Source organism: Methylolobus aquaticus (assembly GCF_054172105.1).
The window spans coordinates 26,035-43,355 of record NZ_JBSYXP010000003.1 but is presented as its reverse complement, the minus strand read 5'-3'; the positions used below and the strand labels follow the sequence as shown (position 1 = coordinate 43,355).

12 protein-coding genes are annotated in these 17,321 nt (G+C 65.2%); 5 read left to right on the top strand and 7 right to left on the bottom strand.

Translation table 11 applies throughout. From position 1 onward, the window contains the following. Window positions 1–53 precede the first annotated feature (53 nt). From ACW73L_RS04620 to ACW73L_RS04605, 4 genes are read right to left on the bottom strand one after another with little or no spacing between them, the layout of a single operon-like run. A complete protein-coding gene (locus ACW73L_RS04620) occupies window positions 54–668 on the bottom strand; it encodes a biliverdin-producing heme oxygenase (protein ID WP_498920283.1) in 615 nt (204 codons plus the stop codon). After that, complete coding sequence (locus ACW73L_RS04615; protein ID WP_139556146.1) at window positions 665–1,108, bottom strand: response regulator; 444 nt, start codon at window positions 1,106–1,108, stop codon at window positions 665–667. The genes ACW73L_RS04620 and ACW73L_RS04615 overlap by 4 nt, the downstream gene beginning before the upstream one ends. Next, complete coding sequence (locus tag ACW73L_RS04610) at window positions 1,105–3,396, bottom strand: ATP-binding protein (RefSeq protein WP_498920281.1); 2,292 nt, start codon at window positions 3,394–3,396, stop codon at window positions 1,105–1,107. The genes ACW73L_RS04615 and ACW73L_RS04610 overlap by 4 nt, the downstream gene beginning before the upstream one ends. Beyond that, complete coding sequence (locus ACW73L_RS04605) at window positions 3,393–5,750, bottom strand: ATP-binding protein (protein ID WP_498920279.1); 2,358 nt, start codon at window positions 5,748–5,750, stop codon at window positions 3,393–3,395. The genes ACW73L_RS04610 and ACW73L_RS04605 overlap by 4 nt, the downstream gene beginning before the upstream one ends. Before the next feature lie 298 nt (window positions 5,751–6,048). Between ACW73L_RS04605 and ACW73L_RS04600 the strand changes: the two genes are divergently transcribed. Together ACW73L_RS04600 and ACW73L_RS04595 are read left to right on the top strand one after the other, a co-directional pair. Further along, on the top strand, window positions 6,049–8,526 hold the full coding sequence (locus ACW73L_RS04600) for a response regulator (protein WP_498920278.1): 2,478 nt from the start codon (window positions 6,049–6,051) through the stop codon (window positions 8,524–8,526). A 1,180-nt stretch (window positions 8,527–9,706) separates the two neighbouring features. Further along, window positions 9,707–10,525 carry a hypothetical protein gene (locus ACW73L_RS04595; RefSeq protein ID WP_498920276.1) on the top strand — a complete coding sequence of 273 codons (819 nt, stop codon included), beginning with the start codon at window positions 9,707–9,709 and terminating at the stop codon, window positions 10,523–10,525. Window positions 10,526–11,627: 1,102 nt separating this feature from the next. On the opposite strand, the gene ACW73L_RS04590 is transcribed toward ACW73L_RS04595, so the two are convergent. Beyond that, on the bottom strand, window positions 11,628–12,071 hold the full coding sequence (locus tag ACW73L_RS04590) for a hypothetical protein (RefSeq protein ID WP_498920275.1): 444 nt from the start codon (window positions 12,069–12,071) through the stop codon (window positions 11,628–11,630). Window positions 12,072–12,385: 314 nt separating this feature from the next. On the opposite strand from ACW73L_RS04590, the gene ACW73L_RS04585 reads away from it, so the two are divergent. Continuing rightward, window positions 12,386–12,979, top strand: coding sequence for a Uma2 family endonuclease (locus ACW73L_RS04585; protein ID WP_498920273.1), 594 nt, complete (start codon window positions 12,386–12,388; stop codon window positions 12,977–12,979). A 408-nt stretch (window positions 12,980–13,387) separates the two neighbouring features. Here the strand turns inward: ACW73L_RS04585 and ACW73L_RS04580 are convergent, their stop codons facing one another. Continuing rightward, entirely contained in the window at window positions 13,388–14,113 is a 726-nt protein-coding gene (locus ACW73L_RS04580) for a hypothetical protein (RefSeq protein ID WP_498920271.1), read from the bottom strand. Window positions 14,114–14,214: 101 nt separating this feature from the next. Here ACW73L_RS04580 and ACW73L_RS04575 point away from each other — a divergent pair, with 101 nt between their 5' ends. Both ACW73L_RS04575 and ACW73L_RS04570 read left to right on the top strand, forming a co-directional pair. Beyond that, entirely contained in the window at window positions 14,215–14,346 is a 132-nt protein-coding gene (locus ACW73L_RS04575; RefSeq protein WP_498920269.1) for an Rpn family recombination-promoting nuclease/putative transposase, read from the top strand. Next, complete coding sequence (locus tag ACW73L_RS04570; protein ID WP_498920703.1) at window positions 14,347–14,724, top strand: Rpn family recombination-promoting nuclease/putative transposase; 378 nt, start codon at window positions 14,347–14,349, stop codon at window positions 14,722–14,724. It begins immediately after the preceding gene. A 157-nt stretch (window positions 14,725–14,881) separates the two neighbouring features. Here ACW73L_RS04570 and ACW73L_RS04565 read toward each other — a convergent pair whose 3' ends face one another. Beyond that, a complete protein-coding gene (locus ACW73L_RS04565; protein ID WP_498920267.1) occupies window positions 14,882–17,020 on the bottom strand; it encodes a hypothetical protein in 2,139 nt (712 codons plus the stop codon). Between the last annotated feature and the right edge of the window lie 301 nt (window positions 17,021–17,321).

Here is a 17,321-nt window from a genome sequence, read left to right as displayed (position 1 = left end):
CCTGCAGCCCCGTGGGCGGTAAGCGGGCCGGATGGCGCGACCGCGCCGGACTCTCATCCCGTTAATCCCGCGTGCAACCAATTCCCCAGCGCATCGAAAGTGTCGCAGGCCGCGTCTATGGCGCGCGCCTCAAGCGCCGGCGCCGCCACCGCAGCCGCCAGCCGGAGGCGGAAGGCCAGCCAGCGCGCATCCACCTCATCGCCGTAGGCGCTGAAGAAATCGGCACCGGCTCCCGCCGCCACGCCCAGCCGGGCGGACAACTGCCGCGCGATCAGGCGCCCGCCCAAGGTCGCGCCCTCGAGGACATAAGTCACGCCGAAGGCCGCGGCGAGGTCACCTACCGCGGGCAGGGCGGCACAGTGCGGCAGGGCGGCGATCGCTTCCGCCGATAGTCCGAGATGCCCCAGATCCGCTTGCAGGTGGAGGGCCTTGCGCCGCGCCGGCCAGTCGATGGCCATCTCCGGCGCCCAGGGCTCCAGCACAGCTTCCAGCGGCCCGTAGAACCCATGGAGGCGCGCCAGCCAGAAGCGATAATCCGCCCGCGTCAGGGTCGGCTCAAGAATCGGGAACGTCCGTTCGACACGCCGATGCTGCGCGGCGGTGGCCATCTTGAACCGGTTCCAGAGCGCCTCGGCCGCCGCATCGCGCACCACGGGAGCTGCGCTCAACCCTCGCCCTCCGGAAGCGTCACGGCCATGAACCAGTACGCTGCGAAAACGCGGAGTTTTTCGACGAAATCGTCGAGATCGAGGGGTTTGCTGAGATAACCCGAGGCACCCAGCCGGTAGCAGGCGACCACATCGCGCGGGTTGCTCGACGTCGACAGAATCACCAGAGGCACTGGGGGCCGCCGCGGCAACCGGTTCAGATCTTCCAGCAGCTGGCGTCCGTCGCCGGTCGGAAGGTTCAGGTCCAGCAAGACCAGACACGGCAGCGGCGGCGCGGGGTCGGGCGATTTTTCCGGGGGCAGCAGATAGCCCAGCGCGCCCTCGGTCGAGGTGCAGCGAATGATCGGCCTTTCCACGCCGACCTTGCGAAGCGCCCAACAGGTGACTTCGAAGTCCTCGTCGGAATCCTCGACGATCAATAGCGGCACGTTGCGTCTCATGTTCCTCGTCCTGCGCCGCCCGGCGCCAGCGTGAAGTAGAACTGGCACCCCTCGCCCGGCACCGATTCCAGCCAGATCCGCCCGCCTTGCTGATCGACATGTTTGCGGACGATGGCAAGGCCGGCACCGGTCCCGCCACCGTAGGCATCGCGCGGATGCAGGCGGCGGAAGATCTGGAAAACGGCGTCCCGGTGCCGTTCGGCGATGCCGATCCCGTTGTCCTTGACGAAGAAGGTCGGGGGGGTTCCGTCCAGATAGCCCACCTCGATGCACTTATCGGACCGATCGTTGTACTTGATGCCGTTGGTGATCAGATTTTCGAACACGGCCGCGGTCCGGACCGGATCACAGGCGATCGTCGGCAGGGGTCGCGGAATCTCGATCCGCGCCGCCGATTCGGTGATCTGCGCGGACAGGTTCTCGAAGACGGTGCGGAGCAACTGATTCAGGTCGACCATCCGGACGGCGAGGTCCTGTCGTTCGATCTCCGCGTAATGCAGTAAGGCCTCGATCTGGCTGCTCATGCGGCCCGACAGCGTCCTGATCGTATCCAGCCAGGCCAGTTCCTGGGGTTGCAGCCGTTCGTTGGCGGCATCACGCAGGAAACAGGAGAAATTGCGGATGCCGCGCAGCGGCTCACGCAAATCATGCGCCGCGGTGTGCGCAAATGCTTCCAGCTCGGCGTTGCTGCGCTCCAGCCGCACCGTCAACTGGCGCAGCTTCTCGGCTTGCTGCCAGGGAATCAGTGCGCGCTGCAGGTCAGCCACTGCCTCGCGTTCAGCCTCACCCCAGGGCCTGGCCGCGCCGCGAACCTCCTGCTTCCAGACCTCGAAGGAGCCGCGCGCCGTCAGGCGCGCCTCGCCGCTGGTGACATCGATCTCGACCGGCTTCTGCGGGTTCCCGGCCCACTCGACCTCGTGCACCCACTCGGGACGAAAGCCCAATACGAATTGACCCGGCTCCAGCAAACGCACCGCGACGAGGCCGGTTGCCCGGTCGGCATACGCGGCAGCCGCCGGGTAGAGCGACGGGAGGCGATCGGTCGTGAAACACTCTGCCTGCGCCTCCAGCCAGGGGCGCATGGCTTCGATCAGATCGGCGGGCGGGGTGTTGCCGGCCAGGATCACTCGCTGCCCGTCGCACAGCGCGGCTCCGGTCACATCCATCGCTTCGATCAGTCGAGCCGGCAAGCCGGCCAGACCCTCGTCGAGCGATGGCTCTACGGACAGCGCCCGCATCAGGTCGGCGATTCGCCGTTTGGCGGCCAGCGTTTCGCGCTGACGTTCGGCCGCCTCCTTTTCGACCACGAGCAGCGCCAAGGTTTCGGCCAAGACCCGGCAGGCCAGGCGAGCGGCATACGGCAACGCACGCGGTGCCGAGTTCCAGCACGACAAAAAGCCCCACAACTCGCCTTGCTGCGCCAGCGTCACCACCAGCCGGGCCCGCACGCCGACGTTCAGATAAAACCGGTTGCACATGCGCGAGATGCTGCGCAGCGACGCGTAGCCCAGGTCGAGTGTCGCCAGGTCCAGCTCCGGCTCGAATGAGACCAGCGGCACCGGCTCGTCGCCGAGGTCAGGGGAATACTGGAAGGGCATCAGGAGCATTTGGCGGCGCCCCGGTTCCGGAATGTCCGAGCGTGGAAAACGCTTGCCGAGCAGGTCCAGCACGTGCGGCTCACGCGACTGGGCGACCGTCCAGGACGATCCGTCGGACAGGAACCGGTTCGCAGAGACCGAATCGAAACCGGTCAGCCGTTTCAGGTGGTCCACGGCAACGCCCAGGGCATCCTGCCAGTTGGCTGCGGCCTGCACCGCGGCGATGGCGCCAGAAACCGCCTCGAAGCCACCAATGTCCGCGGCCCTCCCTACGTCGGCGGCGGCCGGCTCGCATTCGACGATGATGATGTCTGCCGAGCGGTGGGCGAACACCTCGAACGCGGCACCGCCCGACGGCATCCCGAAACGTCCCAGATGGCGCGGGGGGCCCGGCTCCCCCAAGTGCGCGAGCTGCGTTTCCAGCGCCGCCCACGCGTCCGCAGCGATGAGCTGCGCGAACCGGGCCCCGGCCCGCACCCCGTACTCACCTTCGAAACGGGCGATCGCGTTGGCACTCGCCCCCAACAGACGGTAATCGCCGGGCGAAAGCAGGAATAGTAGGCCGTGCGACATGATCGCCGCCGGAAACTGGACCCGCTCCCGGTCGCAGGCGCTAGCGTCGAGCGCAGCAGCCCCGGGCGCTGGCTGAGCAGCGGTCAGCGCGCCCTCGGCGAAGGACCTGCTCGTCACGCCTTACCTCCCCCGGGTGCGCTCCGCTCTCCCGGCTGTGCTCCGGGGTCGACAGCCTCGTCGTCGACAGGAGCCTCCAGCGTGAAATAAATGGTGGTCCCCTCACCCGGCCTGGATTCGAGCCAGATCTGGCCACCATGGCGAGTGACGACCTTCTTCGCGATCGTCAGGCCAACGCCGGTGCCCCCACCGTACGCGTCGCGGCCGTGCAAGCGGCGAAACAGCTCAAAGATGCGCTGCCAGTGCTGCTCGGGGATCCCGATGCCGTTGTCACGCACGAAGAAGACCGGCGGATGCAGCGCTTGATCGCAGCCGATTTCGACCCACTTTGCGGATTTGTCGTTGTACTTGATCGCGTTGCCGATCAGGTTGTGCAACAACTCCGTGACCCGGATGCGGTCGCACAAAACCGTCGGCAACGGGCTCCGGACGCGCACGTCGACGTCCAGCGCCGAGCGGTTGCCCGATCTCAGCATCGCCACGACTTGTACGATCAGTTCATCGATGGCCGTCGCCTGAAGATCGAGTTCACTCCGACCAACCCGCGAATAGTGCAGCAGCGACTCCAGCAAGTCATGCATGCGCTTGGTCAGCCGGACGATGGTCTCGATCCGCTGCCTGCCTTCCTCCGTCAGCCCGGGTTCGGAGTCCTGCAGAAAGCGTGCGAAATTGCTGATGCCTCGGAGCGGCTCCTTCAGGTCATGGGACGCGGCGTAGGCGAACGAATCCAGTTCGAGGTTGCTCTTCTCCAGTTCCTCGTTGATCCGGGCCAGCGTGCGGGCCCGCTCGCCGATCACTTCGACGATCGCGCTGCGCAGCTGGCTGGCATGGTCCACTTCGCAGGTCAGCCACGGGCGCGCGCGACCGCTGACGGTCTGTTTCCATAGGGCGAAGGAGGTGCGGGGTTGCAGCCGCAACTCGCCGTCGGTCTCGCTGATCTCGACCGGTTTACGCGGATCGCCGGCCCAGTTCACTTCCTCGACGGTGGCAGGCCGGAACCACATCAGATATTCGGCAGCCACATGCGACAGGCGGATGGCCAGCAAACCGGCACAGCAGGGGCCGAATGCGGCGGCCTCCGGAAAATCGTCCGTGAGCGCATGGGTCGCGTAGCGGCTTTCGCCGCGCTGCGCCAGCCACTCGGCCAGCGCCCTGACAGACGCCTCCGGAGGCGTCTGTCCCAGCAGGCGGACCCCCTCCTCGGTCACCACGGCGGAACCGGCGGCATCGATGACGGAAAGCATGTTCGGCTCGGTCCCGGCCAGGGCGTCCTGCACCGTCGCCGCCTTGCGGATGGCAGCCAGCAGAGCCTCGGTCACACCGTTCAACCGCGCCCGGTAGGCCTGGTGGTCTATCGTTTCCTTTTCGCTCAACAAGAGCGAAACCATGTGGGCGAAGAACTCGGACGCGAGCCGTATCTCGTACGACACCGCCTTGGGACTCCGGTGGTGCATGCACGAGATCAGGCCCCACAACTTCCCCGCGCTCAGCAAGGTCATGACCAGCGTGGACTGGACGCCCATATTGCGCAGGTACCCGGTGTACATGACCGATACGCTGCGCGACGACACATAGCTGAGGTCCGTCGGACTGCCGGTCTGCGGGTTCGACTCGGGCACCAGCGGCACGGGCACATAGTCGACGTCCGGCAGGTGGCGGACCCAGTTCAGCAGGAACAAGCGCCGGGCCGGCTCAGGGATGTCGCTGGCGGGGTAATGCAGGCCGAGATACGGATCCAGCCCGGGTTCGAGCGATTCGGCGACCACCTGCCCACTGCCATCCGCACTGAAGCGGTAGGCCATGACCCGATCGAAGCCGGTCAAGGCACGGATCTCGTCGACCGCGAGCGACAGGAAGGACTGCAGGGAAGGCGCTTTCTGCAGCCGATTCAGGACGGCTCTGACGTCGGAGTGTATCTCGGCCGAACGGGCGAGATCGGCAGGCGCGGCAGGTTCGAACTCCAGCAGGAGTGCGTCCGCGGTGCGATGTCCAAAAACGTGGAACGCGGTCTCTTTACCGCATAGACGAGGCACCGACAGCACATGCGGCAGCGCATCGTTCAGATCATCACGCCGGATTCGCTCCCGCAGGGCAGCCGTTGGGTCCCGGCCCAGTACCGTTTCGACGGACTGTCCGAGCAAGGCCTCCGTTGCGACGCCCAGCATGTCCTGGGTGTTGCCGCTGGCCTGCAGTATGGTCAGCTCGGGCTCCTGCAAAACCAGCAATGCAGCGTGCGGCTGGATTGCACCACACAGATGAACCAGCTCGCGATCGCAGTTGCTCAGATCGACCGCCTCAGCCGAAACGTTCAACGCCCCGGTTGTGGTGTTTGCCTTTGATGGAGACTCAGTCATGGTCCTTAACGAGTTGCTCGATCACAGTCCCGGTGAAGAACGGCGCCCTCCGGTAGTAGACCGGATGCGGCAACATCGGCGATGATCCGGTGTCTGAGATATTGACTTCGAAATCGGAGTCTCGGATGTTTGCACAGGGCTCCGCGCCGTTCAAGCGACACCGCCAGGCCGACCGGGGCGGGGCGCGGCTCGGCTCAGGGTTTCCCTGATTATCCCAAAAGGCATAGACTGACCGCTTGGCGCGGTCCAACGCCGAAACCCGAATCCCAATGCCGCCAAAAGGGATGAAATCCCCGCTGTGAACGCCGTCGCCGAACGCCATTCTCCCGCCGTCCTGATCATCGACGATTCGCCGGAAGACCGGATCGTCTACCGCTATCAGCTGGAACCAGCGTTTCGCATCCTTGAGGCGGAAAATGCCGCCGAGGGCCTCAGCCTGTGGCAGGGCTCGCGGCCCGACTGCATCCTGCTCGATTACCGTCTGCCCGACATGGACGGCATTGAAGTGCTCGACGAACTCCACGCGGCCGGTGCCTTGGGCGACTGCCCTGTCATCCTGCTGACCGGGAACGCCGACACCGAAACGGCCGTGGCGGCGCTGAAGCATGGCGCCATCGACTTTCTCGACAAGTCCCGCGCCGAGCCGATCGCTCTGCGGCGAGCCATCGCGAATGCCATCGACAAGGCAGCGCTGGAAAAAGAGCTGCATCGACAGCGGGAATGGATCGCGGCGGTGGTGGCCAGCGTCGGCAGTGGCGTCATCGCGACCGATCCCAGAGGCTGCGTCAGTTTTCTGAATCGGGCAGCGGAAACCCTGACGGGATGGCCCGAGACGGAAGCTCTCGGCAAACCTTTGGCCGAGGTATTGACGCTACTCGACGACCAGGCCCGCATGATGGCCTTCGATCTGAAGTCGGTGGCGCAGCGCAATCAGAACGCGGCGTCACGCGCCAGTATGCTGGTGTCGCGCGACGGCCGCGAAACGCCGATCGAACTCAACAGTGCACCGATCCGCGCGAAAGGTGGCGGCATCCTGGGGGCCGTTCTGGTCATTAGCGACATCAGCAGCCAGCGCGCGGTCGAGAACGCCCTGAGGGAGAGCGAAAAGCGCTTCCGGGACATCGTCTACGCAACCGCGGACTGGGTCTGGGAAACCGATCGCGAGGGCCGTTACGCCTTTGCGTCCGACAACGTCGAAACGCTGCTCGGGTATCGACCGGACGAAATCATCGGGCGAACGGCCTTCGACCTGATGCCGGCCGGGGAGGTCGAGCGCGTCAGATCGGTGTTCGAACAATTCGCGGTGCTGCGGGCCCCGATCCACAATCTGCCCAACCAGATGTTGCACAAGGACGGCAGCGTGCGGCACGTGCTGACGAACGGCGTGCCCATCCTGGACGCCACCGGACAGCTCATCGGGTATCGTGGCCTAGACCAGGATCTCACGGCGCGGCGTTACGCCGAACTGGAATTGGAGCGACACCGTAACCACCTCGAGGAACTGGTGGCGGAGCGGACTGCCGAGCTCGAAAGGACCAATGTCGAGCTCGCCACGGCGAAGATCGCGGCCGAGGCCGCGAACGAGGCAAAAAGTGCTTTCCTGGCGACCATGAGCCATGAGATTCGCACGCCGATGAATGCGATCGTCGGGCTCACTCACCTGCTGCTGGACCGCGCGCGCGACGCGGGCGACCGGAAGCGGCTGCGGCAGATCGCGGGCGCTGCGGAACATCTGCTCGGTGTCATCAACGACATCTTGGACGTGTCGAAGATCGACTCGGGGAAAATGGTTCTCGACCGGACCGACGTCAATCTCGTCCAGTTGGTGGAGGAGCGCTGCGAACTGGTGGCGGAGAGGACGCGGGCCAAAGGCCTGAGCCTGAGACGGGAGACCGACCCGCGACTGGCTGCGCTGGGGCCCTTGCTCGGTGATCCCACCCGGATTTCACAGGTGCTCCTGAATTTTCTGGGCAATGCCGTCAAGTTCACGGACCGCGGCGCTATCACTGTCCGGGCAACGGTAGCGGAGGATCGCGCGGACGCGGCGCTGATCCGGATCGAGGTTCAGGACACCGGCATCGGCATCGACACGCGCGACGTCGGGCGGGTCTTCGATGCGTTCGAGCAGGCCGACAAGTCCGCAACGCGGCGTTTTGGCGGCACCGGCCTGGGACTGGCAATCAACCGCCGGCTGGCACGGCTGATGGGCGGCGACGTGGGCGTGACGAGCCAGCCGGGAGTCGGCAGCACGTTCTGGTTCACGGCACTGCTGCCGAAAAGTTCGGCGCGAACCGCGGCTCCGGCCGGGGCGGTCCTAGCCCGGAACGATCCGGGATACCTCGATCCCGCGGTTGAGTTGGCCCGCCGCCACTCGGGCAAAACCATCCTGCTGGCCGAGGACAACCTGATCAACCGCGAGGTCGCGACCGAACTGCTTCGCGCGGTGGAACTCAACGTCGAGGTTGCTGAACATGGTGCAGAGGCCGTCGAACGAGCGCGGCGCCAACGCTACGCCGCGGTCCTGATGGACATGCAGATGCCCGAGATGGATGGGATGGAGGCTTCGCGGGCCATTCGCCAGCTTCCGCACGGCGACACCGTCCCGATCATCGCAATGACCGCCAATGCCTTCGACGAGGACCGGGAAAGCTGCTTCGCAGCCGGCATGAACGACTTTCTCGGTAAACCGGTCAAGCCCTCGGTGCTCTACGCGACCCTGCTCAAGTGGCTCGACGAGGCCGATACAAATCCGGGGCAAACCAACCACCGCCTCTGACCAAAGCCCATTCGCCGAGAGGGCTCGGCTCCTACATCAAAACGGCACCCACCTTGTAGGCGCCCGGCCCTCCGAGCTAATCAACCACCGCCCTGATCAACGCCCCTTCGCCGAGAGGGCTCGGCTCCTACATCAAAACGGCACCCACCTTGTAGGCGCCCGGCCCTCCGGGCGAACCAGCCACCGCCCTGGTCAACATCGATTCGCCGAGAGGGCTCGGCTCTTTCAACAAGAACGCACCACCCTGTAGGAGCCCGGCCCTCCGGGCGAACCAGCCACCGGCCTGGTCAACATCGATTCGCCGAGAGGGCTCGGCTCCTACATCAAAACGGCACCCACCTTGGAGGCGCCCGGCCCTCCGGGCGAACCAACCACTGCCCTGATCAACACCGACTCGCCGGGAAGGTCAGCCTTTAACTCAAAAGCGCACCATATGAGTCACGGACAGGGCACAGAGCGGGAGGCGCCGAACCCGACCCGCCTGATTGTTGCCGTAGCCGCCATCCGGCGTGGGACCGCTCGCATAGATCCGAGCCAGCTTTCGGGTAACCCAAACCCAACCGAATCGCGCTAACCCGCCAGAATCCGAATACGCCGGCATACGGATATTCCCGGCTGACGGCAGCTCATGGCAAAGCCCAGAAAAAGGTAGCGGCGGCGACCCGCAAATCCGGCGGTCGGATCCCGACCGACAAACCGGATCACGCGCAACGTTTCACCCGGTAAGCATGCCTATGCCTTGTCTGCCGTACATCGAGCCACGACAAGAGACTGCTGTCGTGATCGGGTATCGGCGATCCAAGCGATAGGCAACGAGGGCATCGGGTGACGGCGACGACACACTGGTGTTGTTCCTGTCTGCCGAAGTCTCGGCCACTACGTGGAACTACGTATTTACATGCCTTTGGGCGCTGCGTATGGTTCTCGCGCGGGAAACCTGCCTCGCCCTGGTTATCAAGGATGACTAAGAATACCCGCGCAAGATGGTTTTTCTCGCACGAGCTGACACCTATTTGAAGGCCGATCTACGATACACCCGCAACAAGAACTGAACAGCCCGAGGCAAGCGTAGGTAATGTTCCCGCAATAGCGCTCCGTAAAAGCCGGCGTGGTTTCGTTCCAAATCACGGAACGCCTATCTCGTCGATAGAAGCCTCAAGAATCAAATGGAGAGAGCAAAATGAGAACGACACCCGTGACCTTTTGCCTGACACCCGCCCTGCTGATGGCAGCTTCTCTTTGTTGGGCAGGGACGCTGCCGCCTTCCGCCGCAGTATCACAAGCCGCCAGAGTCGGACCGGAAACCGTCCGCGCGGCGTCCGCACAGAGCGCGCACGGGCATTGGCACTCGAACAACAATAGCTATGCGCGCCTTTCTGCCCGCTGGTGGCAGTGGGCATACTCCGGAGCCGACGGCAATAATAGCGTGCAGGACACGACCGGCGAACTCTGCGGACTCCGCCAACCCAATGATGATGTCTGGTTCCTCGCCGGCACCTTTGGCGGGCCTGCCGTTGTCAGAAGTTGCACGATTCCAGCGGATCGCAAGCTGTTCTATCCAGTGGTGAATTCCATCTGGACCGATTGTCCGGGAACCGCGGATGAAGCGCTCACCGATCAAGAGGTCAGAGAGATACTGGTCAATTTCACCATCGGGGGCGATCCCGCCTGCCAGATGAGCAGCACGCTCGATGGCATACCCGTAACCGCATCGGGCATCTCCGTGGTTCGAACCCAATCGCCGAGGTTTTCTACTTACCTGCCGAAGAACAATTTAATCAGAGGTTGCGATGCGAGCGATCCCAACAAGCCGTTGCCGGCTGGAAAGACCGGTAGGCAGATCGCCGAGGGCCACTGGGTCATGCTGCCACCGCTGCGGCCGGGTAAACATACGCTGACCCTGCATGGTGCTGGCTGCGATGCCAGCCAGGATGGCCTCCCGTTTTTCCAGACCGAAGTGACCTATCACCTGAAAGTGCGCGCGGCGCACAAGGACTGAGGGTATATCAAAACCCGCCGCACCAGAGATTCACCTCGAGCGCGGCGGGTGGCCCGATTGAGGACAGCCGACAAGTACGGCTGGGGCAGCAGCAGGCCCGTGGAAACGGCAGCCACCCTGTAGGAGCCCGGCCCTCCGGGCGAACCAACCACCGCCCCGATCAACGCCGCTTCGCCGAGAGGGCGAAGCTCCTACCAAAAACCGCTGCCCACTCTGATAGGGGTAGGGAAGACGGTTGTCTCCCCTCCCTCCGAACCGTGCAGGCGGTTCTCCCGCACACGGCTCTCCAGTCGGTAGTTTCCTCATCGGGAGTTTCTCTCCGTCTGCCAGGCGGGATACAGTGCGAACAACCCGGCAGCGGCGAAGAAGGCCTTGGGCCAGCGTTGATGGTCGGCCTGACAGCGCCCACGACCGTACCGCCGTTGGCCCGAACTCTCGCCCACGCCAACGCCAGTGTCTTGGGCGCACAGACCTTGTCCATCAGGCTGTACCATTGGCCTCCTGCGACGCCGTTCACCAGCGCCGAAACCATACGCTCCGTCCAAATCGTCGCTTCCACCCCGGGTATTCCGCAGGCTTCTGCCTCTCGTTTAGCCTCGCTCGGCACTGTCGATGCTGTCTTGCAGGTCTCTGGCGTCACGCCTCTACCTTCCTGCCCTGCCTTCCCTCAGCCCGGTTTGCTCTCCGCGCCTCTCACGGCTCGCGCCGCCTCGGTACGATGCGGGCTCTGACTCCTGACCCGCTTCGCGTCCGCGGGCCAGGTCTCCTCGCTTCTCTCGCACACACCTCCCAACATTCCGCCTCCCACCACGTGGCCGGCCCGGACATCGTTTCCCATCGCCATCCCCAACGTGTCCGATGTGTTTCAGGCTTCACCCTCTCCTGGCAGGCTCGCCGCCGTAGCCCCGCCGCATCGAGTTCGTCTTCCTGCGGACTGCCAGTTCGCCTCCAGTTGCTCCCCACCCCGCCTCACGACGACGCAGTCACCTTCAGCTACGGGGTCATGGCTTCCCCCGACACGGACTTCCACCGTGCGATGTGTGCGCCTCCACGAGCGCACTAGGAGCCCAGCCCCCTGGGCGAACAGACCACCGAGTAAACCTCAGAACGATTCGAACTTGTTCAGGTCGATGCCCGGCACCCGCTCAAACACCTGAATCATCGAATCGCGGTCGCACCCGTCGACGATCATCGGCAAACCGACGATCAGCGCCAGCTGCTCGGCTTCGTGCGCGACGCGCTGATGCACCAGCGACGACGCAACATACTGCTGCCAATAATCGAGACTTTGCGGACCGACGGTCGCAAAATGCCATAGCGTATCCAGCACCACCGGATGGTGCACCCGCGGGCCCCGCTTGCCGCCATGGATCAGATCGGGCACGTTCTGCGGTTTGCCCCTCAGTATCTCCGTGTAGCGCACCAGTGCCCGGGCGAGGCTATGCACGTCGGTCGTCGTGTACACCTCGACCTCATCGGGAAAATTCGGCATGTCGGGCAGCAGTCCTTCGCGGAAATACCGCCCCAGATCGATGGTCTTGCTCATTTTCCGATGAACCTCCTGAATGAATGAGGACGGAACGGGAAGCCGCTTCGGTCAACCCCCGGCCTGCTCTTATAGTTTTTGTTTACCCGCCATCTGGACGCATCACACAAGCACAGCGACCGACCTAAACGATCCCCCCGCTGCCGCGCGCACCTGAAACGAACGTCCGAATCGATGGTAGCTCATGGCCGACGCCAGCGAAAGGCGACGGCATCGGCGGGGCTGCGATGAGCACGACTTCGTGCCCTGGGCCGCCGGACCCGCGTCATCGCTTTCAGCTAGAATGGTGATCCGACTTCATGAGGTGAATGGTCATGGGCCTCGCACTGCGCGATCACGAACGCCACACCTATGGCGACTACCTGCACTGGCCGGACGATGTCCGGTACGAACTGATCGACGGCGACGCCTACCTGCTGGCGCCGGCGCCGACGCTCGATCATCAGGAGGTGGCCGGTGAAATTTTCCGCCAGCTGGCAAACTTCCTCGTCGGCAAACCTTGCCGCGCCTTCATCGCGCCGGTCGACGTTCGGCTCCCGAAGGGGGACGAGGAAGATGAACAGATCGACACGGTCGTGCAGCCCGACGTGCTGGTCGTCTGCGATAAGTCGAAACTCGACCGCCGCGGCGTTCGGGGCGCCCCGGATCTGGTCGTCGAAGTGCTGTCGCCATCCACTGCCAGTCACGATCAACTCCTGAAACGCGCGGTCTACGAGCGCGCCGGCGTGCAGGAATACTGGCTGGCCCACCCGACCGACCGTGTGATCTCGGTCTACCGGCTGAACGGAAGCGAATACGGTAAGCCGGAGATCTACGAGATGAAGGGAACCACTCCGGTCGGCGTGCTGGCCGGCGTGTCGATCGGTTGGGACGACCTTGCGGAGCGTCTGCCCACGCCGGAACTCTGAGACCACCTCTGGACTTCCCTGTAGGAGCCCAGCCCCCTGGGCGAACCAACCTCCGCACCAATCAACGCCGCTTCGCCGAGAGGGCTCGGCTCCTACCAAAAACCGCTGCCCCGCCCGGTAGGAGCCCAACCCCATGGGCGATCCAACCACCGCCCCGACCAAAACCCATTCGCCGAGAGGGCTCGGCTCCTACAACAAAACCGCTGCCCACTCTGTAGGAGCCCAGCCCCCTGGGCGAACAGACCACCGCCCCAATCAACGACCCATCGCCGAGAGGGCTCGGCTCCTACCAAAAACCGCTGCCCCGCCCGGTAGGAGCCCAACCCCCTGGGCGAACCAACCACCGCACCAATCAACGACCCATCGCCGTTAGGGCCCGGCTCCTACAAAAACCCGGCGCGGCGGCACTCACCACAACGACAGATCGGTCGCGAAATCGGTCGTCACGACCGGTGTGCATTCATCGTCGGCCGGCCGGCAAGGCGTGACCGGCACCGCCTCGATCTGTTGCTGTTCGCCAAGCCGGAAACTCAGCGGCACGGGCGGATCCGATTCCTTCGCGTAGGTCAGCTGCACCTGGAAGTGCACGAAATCGAATTTCTCCCGGTCGGCGTAGAAGATCATGTCGCGGGAAATCGATTCGCCGGGAAACAGCACCGACTCACCCACCGCTTGCCCGTCATCCAACTGCGCCGCTCCCTTGAACAGAATCCCATGGCGCAAGATGACTTCCTGCTCCGGCGCCGAGTAATAGCGTGCCGCCGTAATCCGGTTCGAGCGGCTCAGCTCGAGCTCCGGCTCGGGGCCGGGCCAGATCTTGTCAGCGAACGCGACCTTGCTGCCGATCAGGTTGTAGGTCAGCGCCAGCAGGCGGACGCCGGTATGCCCGACATTGGTCCGCGTCACGGTCGAGCGGATCGCTACCTGATCGCCCTTGTGCCCCACCTCCGCCAGCGTGCTCGTCACCGACAGGCTGGGCGGCTCCTGGCTCGGCGCGATCTTGGCTTGGTAAATGAACGTGTACACCGCCCAGGCGCCCGCCGCGACGATCGCTACCGTCTGCACGATGTTGTTGGCCGCCTCGGCACCGAAGCGCCAGCGGCGTGAGGACTCGGGTTCGCTCGGCTGTTTCATGCAAGGCTTGGCATGGGTTCAGTGGCTTGCGGCCTGATCTGCCGTCGCGGTCATTGTACCGGACCAGGCTGCGCTGGCCCCCGTGGTGGCATGATCGGCACATGGCACAGTCCGTCAATCCACACGAACGGTTCTTCAAGGAGGCGTTCAGTCGCGAGGATGTCGCCGCCTCGATCCTGCGTCATCACCTGCCGGCTGACCTCTCCGGACTGATACAGCCTGACAGCCTCTAGATTCGCAAGGACAGCTTTGTCGATCCGGAACTCGCGGAACATCATTCCGATCTGCTCTATGCCGTGCGCTGGCTGAACGGCAAGCCGGGTTATGTCTACGTGCTGTTTGAACACAAGAGCTACCCCGAACGGCGCATCGCACTCGATATCGCAGAAGAATGGGTCCGCGAAGGGCGGCAAGAAGGACTGAGGGAAGGACTGTCTGAAGGACGCCGCGAAGAAGCCGCGGCCCTGGTCAAGCGATTGCTCGCCAGCCGCTTCGGCGGCCTGCCCGAGTGGGTCGACGCACGACTGCAAACGGCGAGCCTCGCCCGCCTCGAAGACTACGCGGTCCGCGTGCTGGACGCCGCCAGTCTGGAAGCCGCGCTGGCCGACTGAGCGCTCGGGGCCGCGCCATTTGGCGGACCGTAGGGCGGATAATCCGTCAGGCTTATCCGCCCTACCACTGGGTTCCGGGGTCCCACCCGGAACGACCCGGGCGTCGCTGACAGCGAGTTTCCTTCCGTACCGTAACCCCACTCCCCGCGCAGCTCTGTTATCTGGAGCGCAGCGGGGAGCCCGGTACCGGTCGTGGCAGCACGATGGCCGCCAATCGCTGCGACGCGGCCACGGACCGCTCGGCAGCCGCGCGTAACCCCGCGCCTCCGATCTGTGACAGCACCGTCGCCGCCGCATCGCTCATGAACGCGGTGGCCAGGCGTTCGACCACGGCAGTCAGCACCCGGTCCTTCTCGTCCGGCGCGGCGATGCGTTCCGCCGCGCGCAGCGCATCCGTGACATAGCCATCGGCACGGGAGCGATCCCCGGCCAGGAATTGCGCCGCCGCGAGCCGCCCGAGCACCTCGGCCCGTTCCGCCGGATCGGCCACTTCGCGCGAGCGCGCATCCGCCTGAGCGAAGGCTGCCGCGCCATCGAGTCGCACCCGCGTCCGCGCCAGCCCCAACCAGGCCTGGCCCCCGGCGGCATATCCCGGCGCCATCAGCCGATCCACGAGTTCCGCACCCCAGGTCAACTGATCCCCGTTCAACGCCGTCCGCGCCAGCGCGAACACGGCTGCATCGCGCCCGGGCCCCGCGGGCAGGCGCCGGACGGCATCCCAGGCCGCACCGAAATCGTCGAGCGCCGCGTGCGCCAGCGCGAGGCGTGCCCCGACGTTCGCCCGCGCGTCCGTATTGGGCAGAGCCGCCAACTGCCGCGCCACATGATCCAGCGCTCCCAGCGCGTTGGCGCGCCGGCCCGCCAACGCATAACGCTCGGCCAGCGCGCAAATCGCCTGCAGCCGGTCCGCCGGATTACGCAGCCCCAGGACTTCGGCATTGGCCTTGCGGAACAGCGCATCGGCATCGTCGGGCCGGAGCCCCCGAGCCGCCTGCACGGCCAGCGCTGCCAGACCGGCGCCGCGTCCGGCGGCATCCGGCAACTGAGCTGCCAGCGCCAGACCGCGGTCAAAAGCCTCGTCAGCCCCCTTCCGGTCCCCCAACACGAAGCGGACATAGGCCAGCGTCGCGGCCGCATTCACTGCCGGCAGTCCAGTCACCCCGCTCGCAGCCCGTTCCTGCATTTCGGCGGCTACTGCCGCCGCCTTGCTCGCATCGCGCAGGGCCAGGAAATGCAGCGCCAGTTGCCCCAGCGCTTCGAGCGGATCGGTCGCAGCGCTTGCGTCCGCTATCATCGCCGCCCGCACCACGGCTGGATCGAGCGCGGAACGTGGCGGCTTGGCGACGACGCGCTCACCACCCTGAGCCGGCAGCGCCGTACCGGCCGCCGCAGCATCAGACAGCGCCGGGTCTGTCGCGACGGCCTTGGCACCGTTCAACGGCATCGCGATGACGGCCAGCGGATCGGCCGGCAGGCCCTGAGCCCCGGCCGCCAACGAAACCTCCGGATCGGCCGCCCCATCCCCCTGCATTGCGGTGACCAGTTCCATTCCGGGGTCAGCCGGAATGCCCCCGCCCACCGCCGGTGCCACCGTGTCGGCTGCCGCGAAGGCCTCGGCCGCATCCGCGCCCTGGTCGCCGAACCGGGCGGCGAGTTGCGATGCGCCGAGCCCGACCAGCAGTCCGGCCAACAGCAGCCCGCCCGCTGCGCCCGCCAGTCGGGCGCGACTGTTGATCACCGACGGTAAACCCAGCTCGCGGCAGACCTCGTCTTCGACCTGACGCGCCAGCGCCTGTCGCGCGATGCGTTCCGCTTCCTCCCGGGCCTCCGCCTCCTCGGCCTTCATCTTGGACAGCAGACGCTGGCGCAGGCGCTCGCGCTGCTTCTGCTCCTGCGTGTACTGCCCGTATTTCGCAAACACGATGTCGCAGGACGGACAGACCTCCGGCAAGGCCTCGCCCGGCTCGGTGGTGATCTCTGTCCCGCAGTTCGGGCAGACCAGGGTCTCGGACCGCGCCTTTTCTTCTTCCAGCGGGACCAATTCGAACTGATGAGTTCCCCGCGACGCCGGCTGATAGTTGCTGCGAATGCCGATACGGAACAGCGCTGCCTGCAGGGCCCTGGCTTCCTCTTCCAGAAGCTGTTGCCGCAGGATCACATTGGGCCGGTTCAACACGGCCTCGGCCTGCGGCAACTCGATGCCGAGCAGACGCGCCAGTCCGAGCGCCGCGAGTTCGCGAGCGTCTTCCTGCTCCGCAACGCCGAAATACAGCAAATCATAGCGCTGGGTTTTCATGGCTTTCCTTGCGGTCGTGACCGGATACGGATAGGAAGATAGCAGCCAGTCGCTGCATGGGGCGACGTGGATAGCAGCCGGCAACGGCAGAAGGCGGTGATGGTGAGTGGCGACTGCAGCTGCAGAGTCGCCGCGCGCGAATCCCGGCCCCCATCGCTTGCGTTCGGGCTGGGGACGACATCCAGCCGAATGGGTGACGAAAAGCGTCACTTCCTGACCCAGCCGGTCGATGGCCCCGGCCAGCAAAGTGCCGGACAAATCAAACCATCGGTGTCGATTGCGAAAGCGCTAGGCCAGTGGC

Bases quoted from the DNA above. Each gene is read 5' to 3' on its own strand.
- ACW73L_RS04595 (WP_498920276.1), top strand. From the start codon at position 9,707: ATGAGAACGACACCCGTGACCTTTTGCCTGACACCCGCCCTGCTGATG.
- ACW73L_RS04590 (WP_498920275.1), bottom strand. From the start codon at position 12,071: ATGAGCAAGACCATCGATCTGGGGCGGTATTTCCGCGAAGGACTGCTG.
- ACW73L_RS04585 (WP_498920273.1), top strand. From the start codon at position 12,386: ATGGGCCTCGCACTGCGCGATCACGAACGCCACACCTATGGCGACTAC.
- ACW73L_RS04565 (WP_498920267.1), bottom strand. From the start codon at position 17,020: ATGAAAACCCAGCGCTATGATTTGCTGTATTTCGGCGTTGCGGAGCAG.
- ACW73L_RS04580 (WP_498920271.1), bottom strand. From the start codon at position 14,113: ATGAAACAGCCGAGCGAACCCGAGTCCTCACGCCGCTGGCGCTTCGGT.
- ACW73L_RS04575 (WP_498920269.1), top strand. From the start codon at position 14,215: ATGGCACAGTCCGTCAATCCACACGAACGGTTCTTCAAGGAGGCGTTC.
- ACW73L_RS04615 (WP_139556146.1), bottom strand. From the start codon at position 1,108: ATGAGACGCAACGTGCCGCTATTGATCGTCGAGGATTCCGACGAGGAC.
- ACW73L_RS04605 (WP_498920279.1), bottom strand. From the start codon at position 5,750: ATGACTGAGTCTCCATCAAAGGCAAACACCACAACCGGGGCGTTGAAC.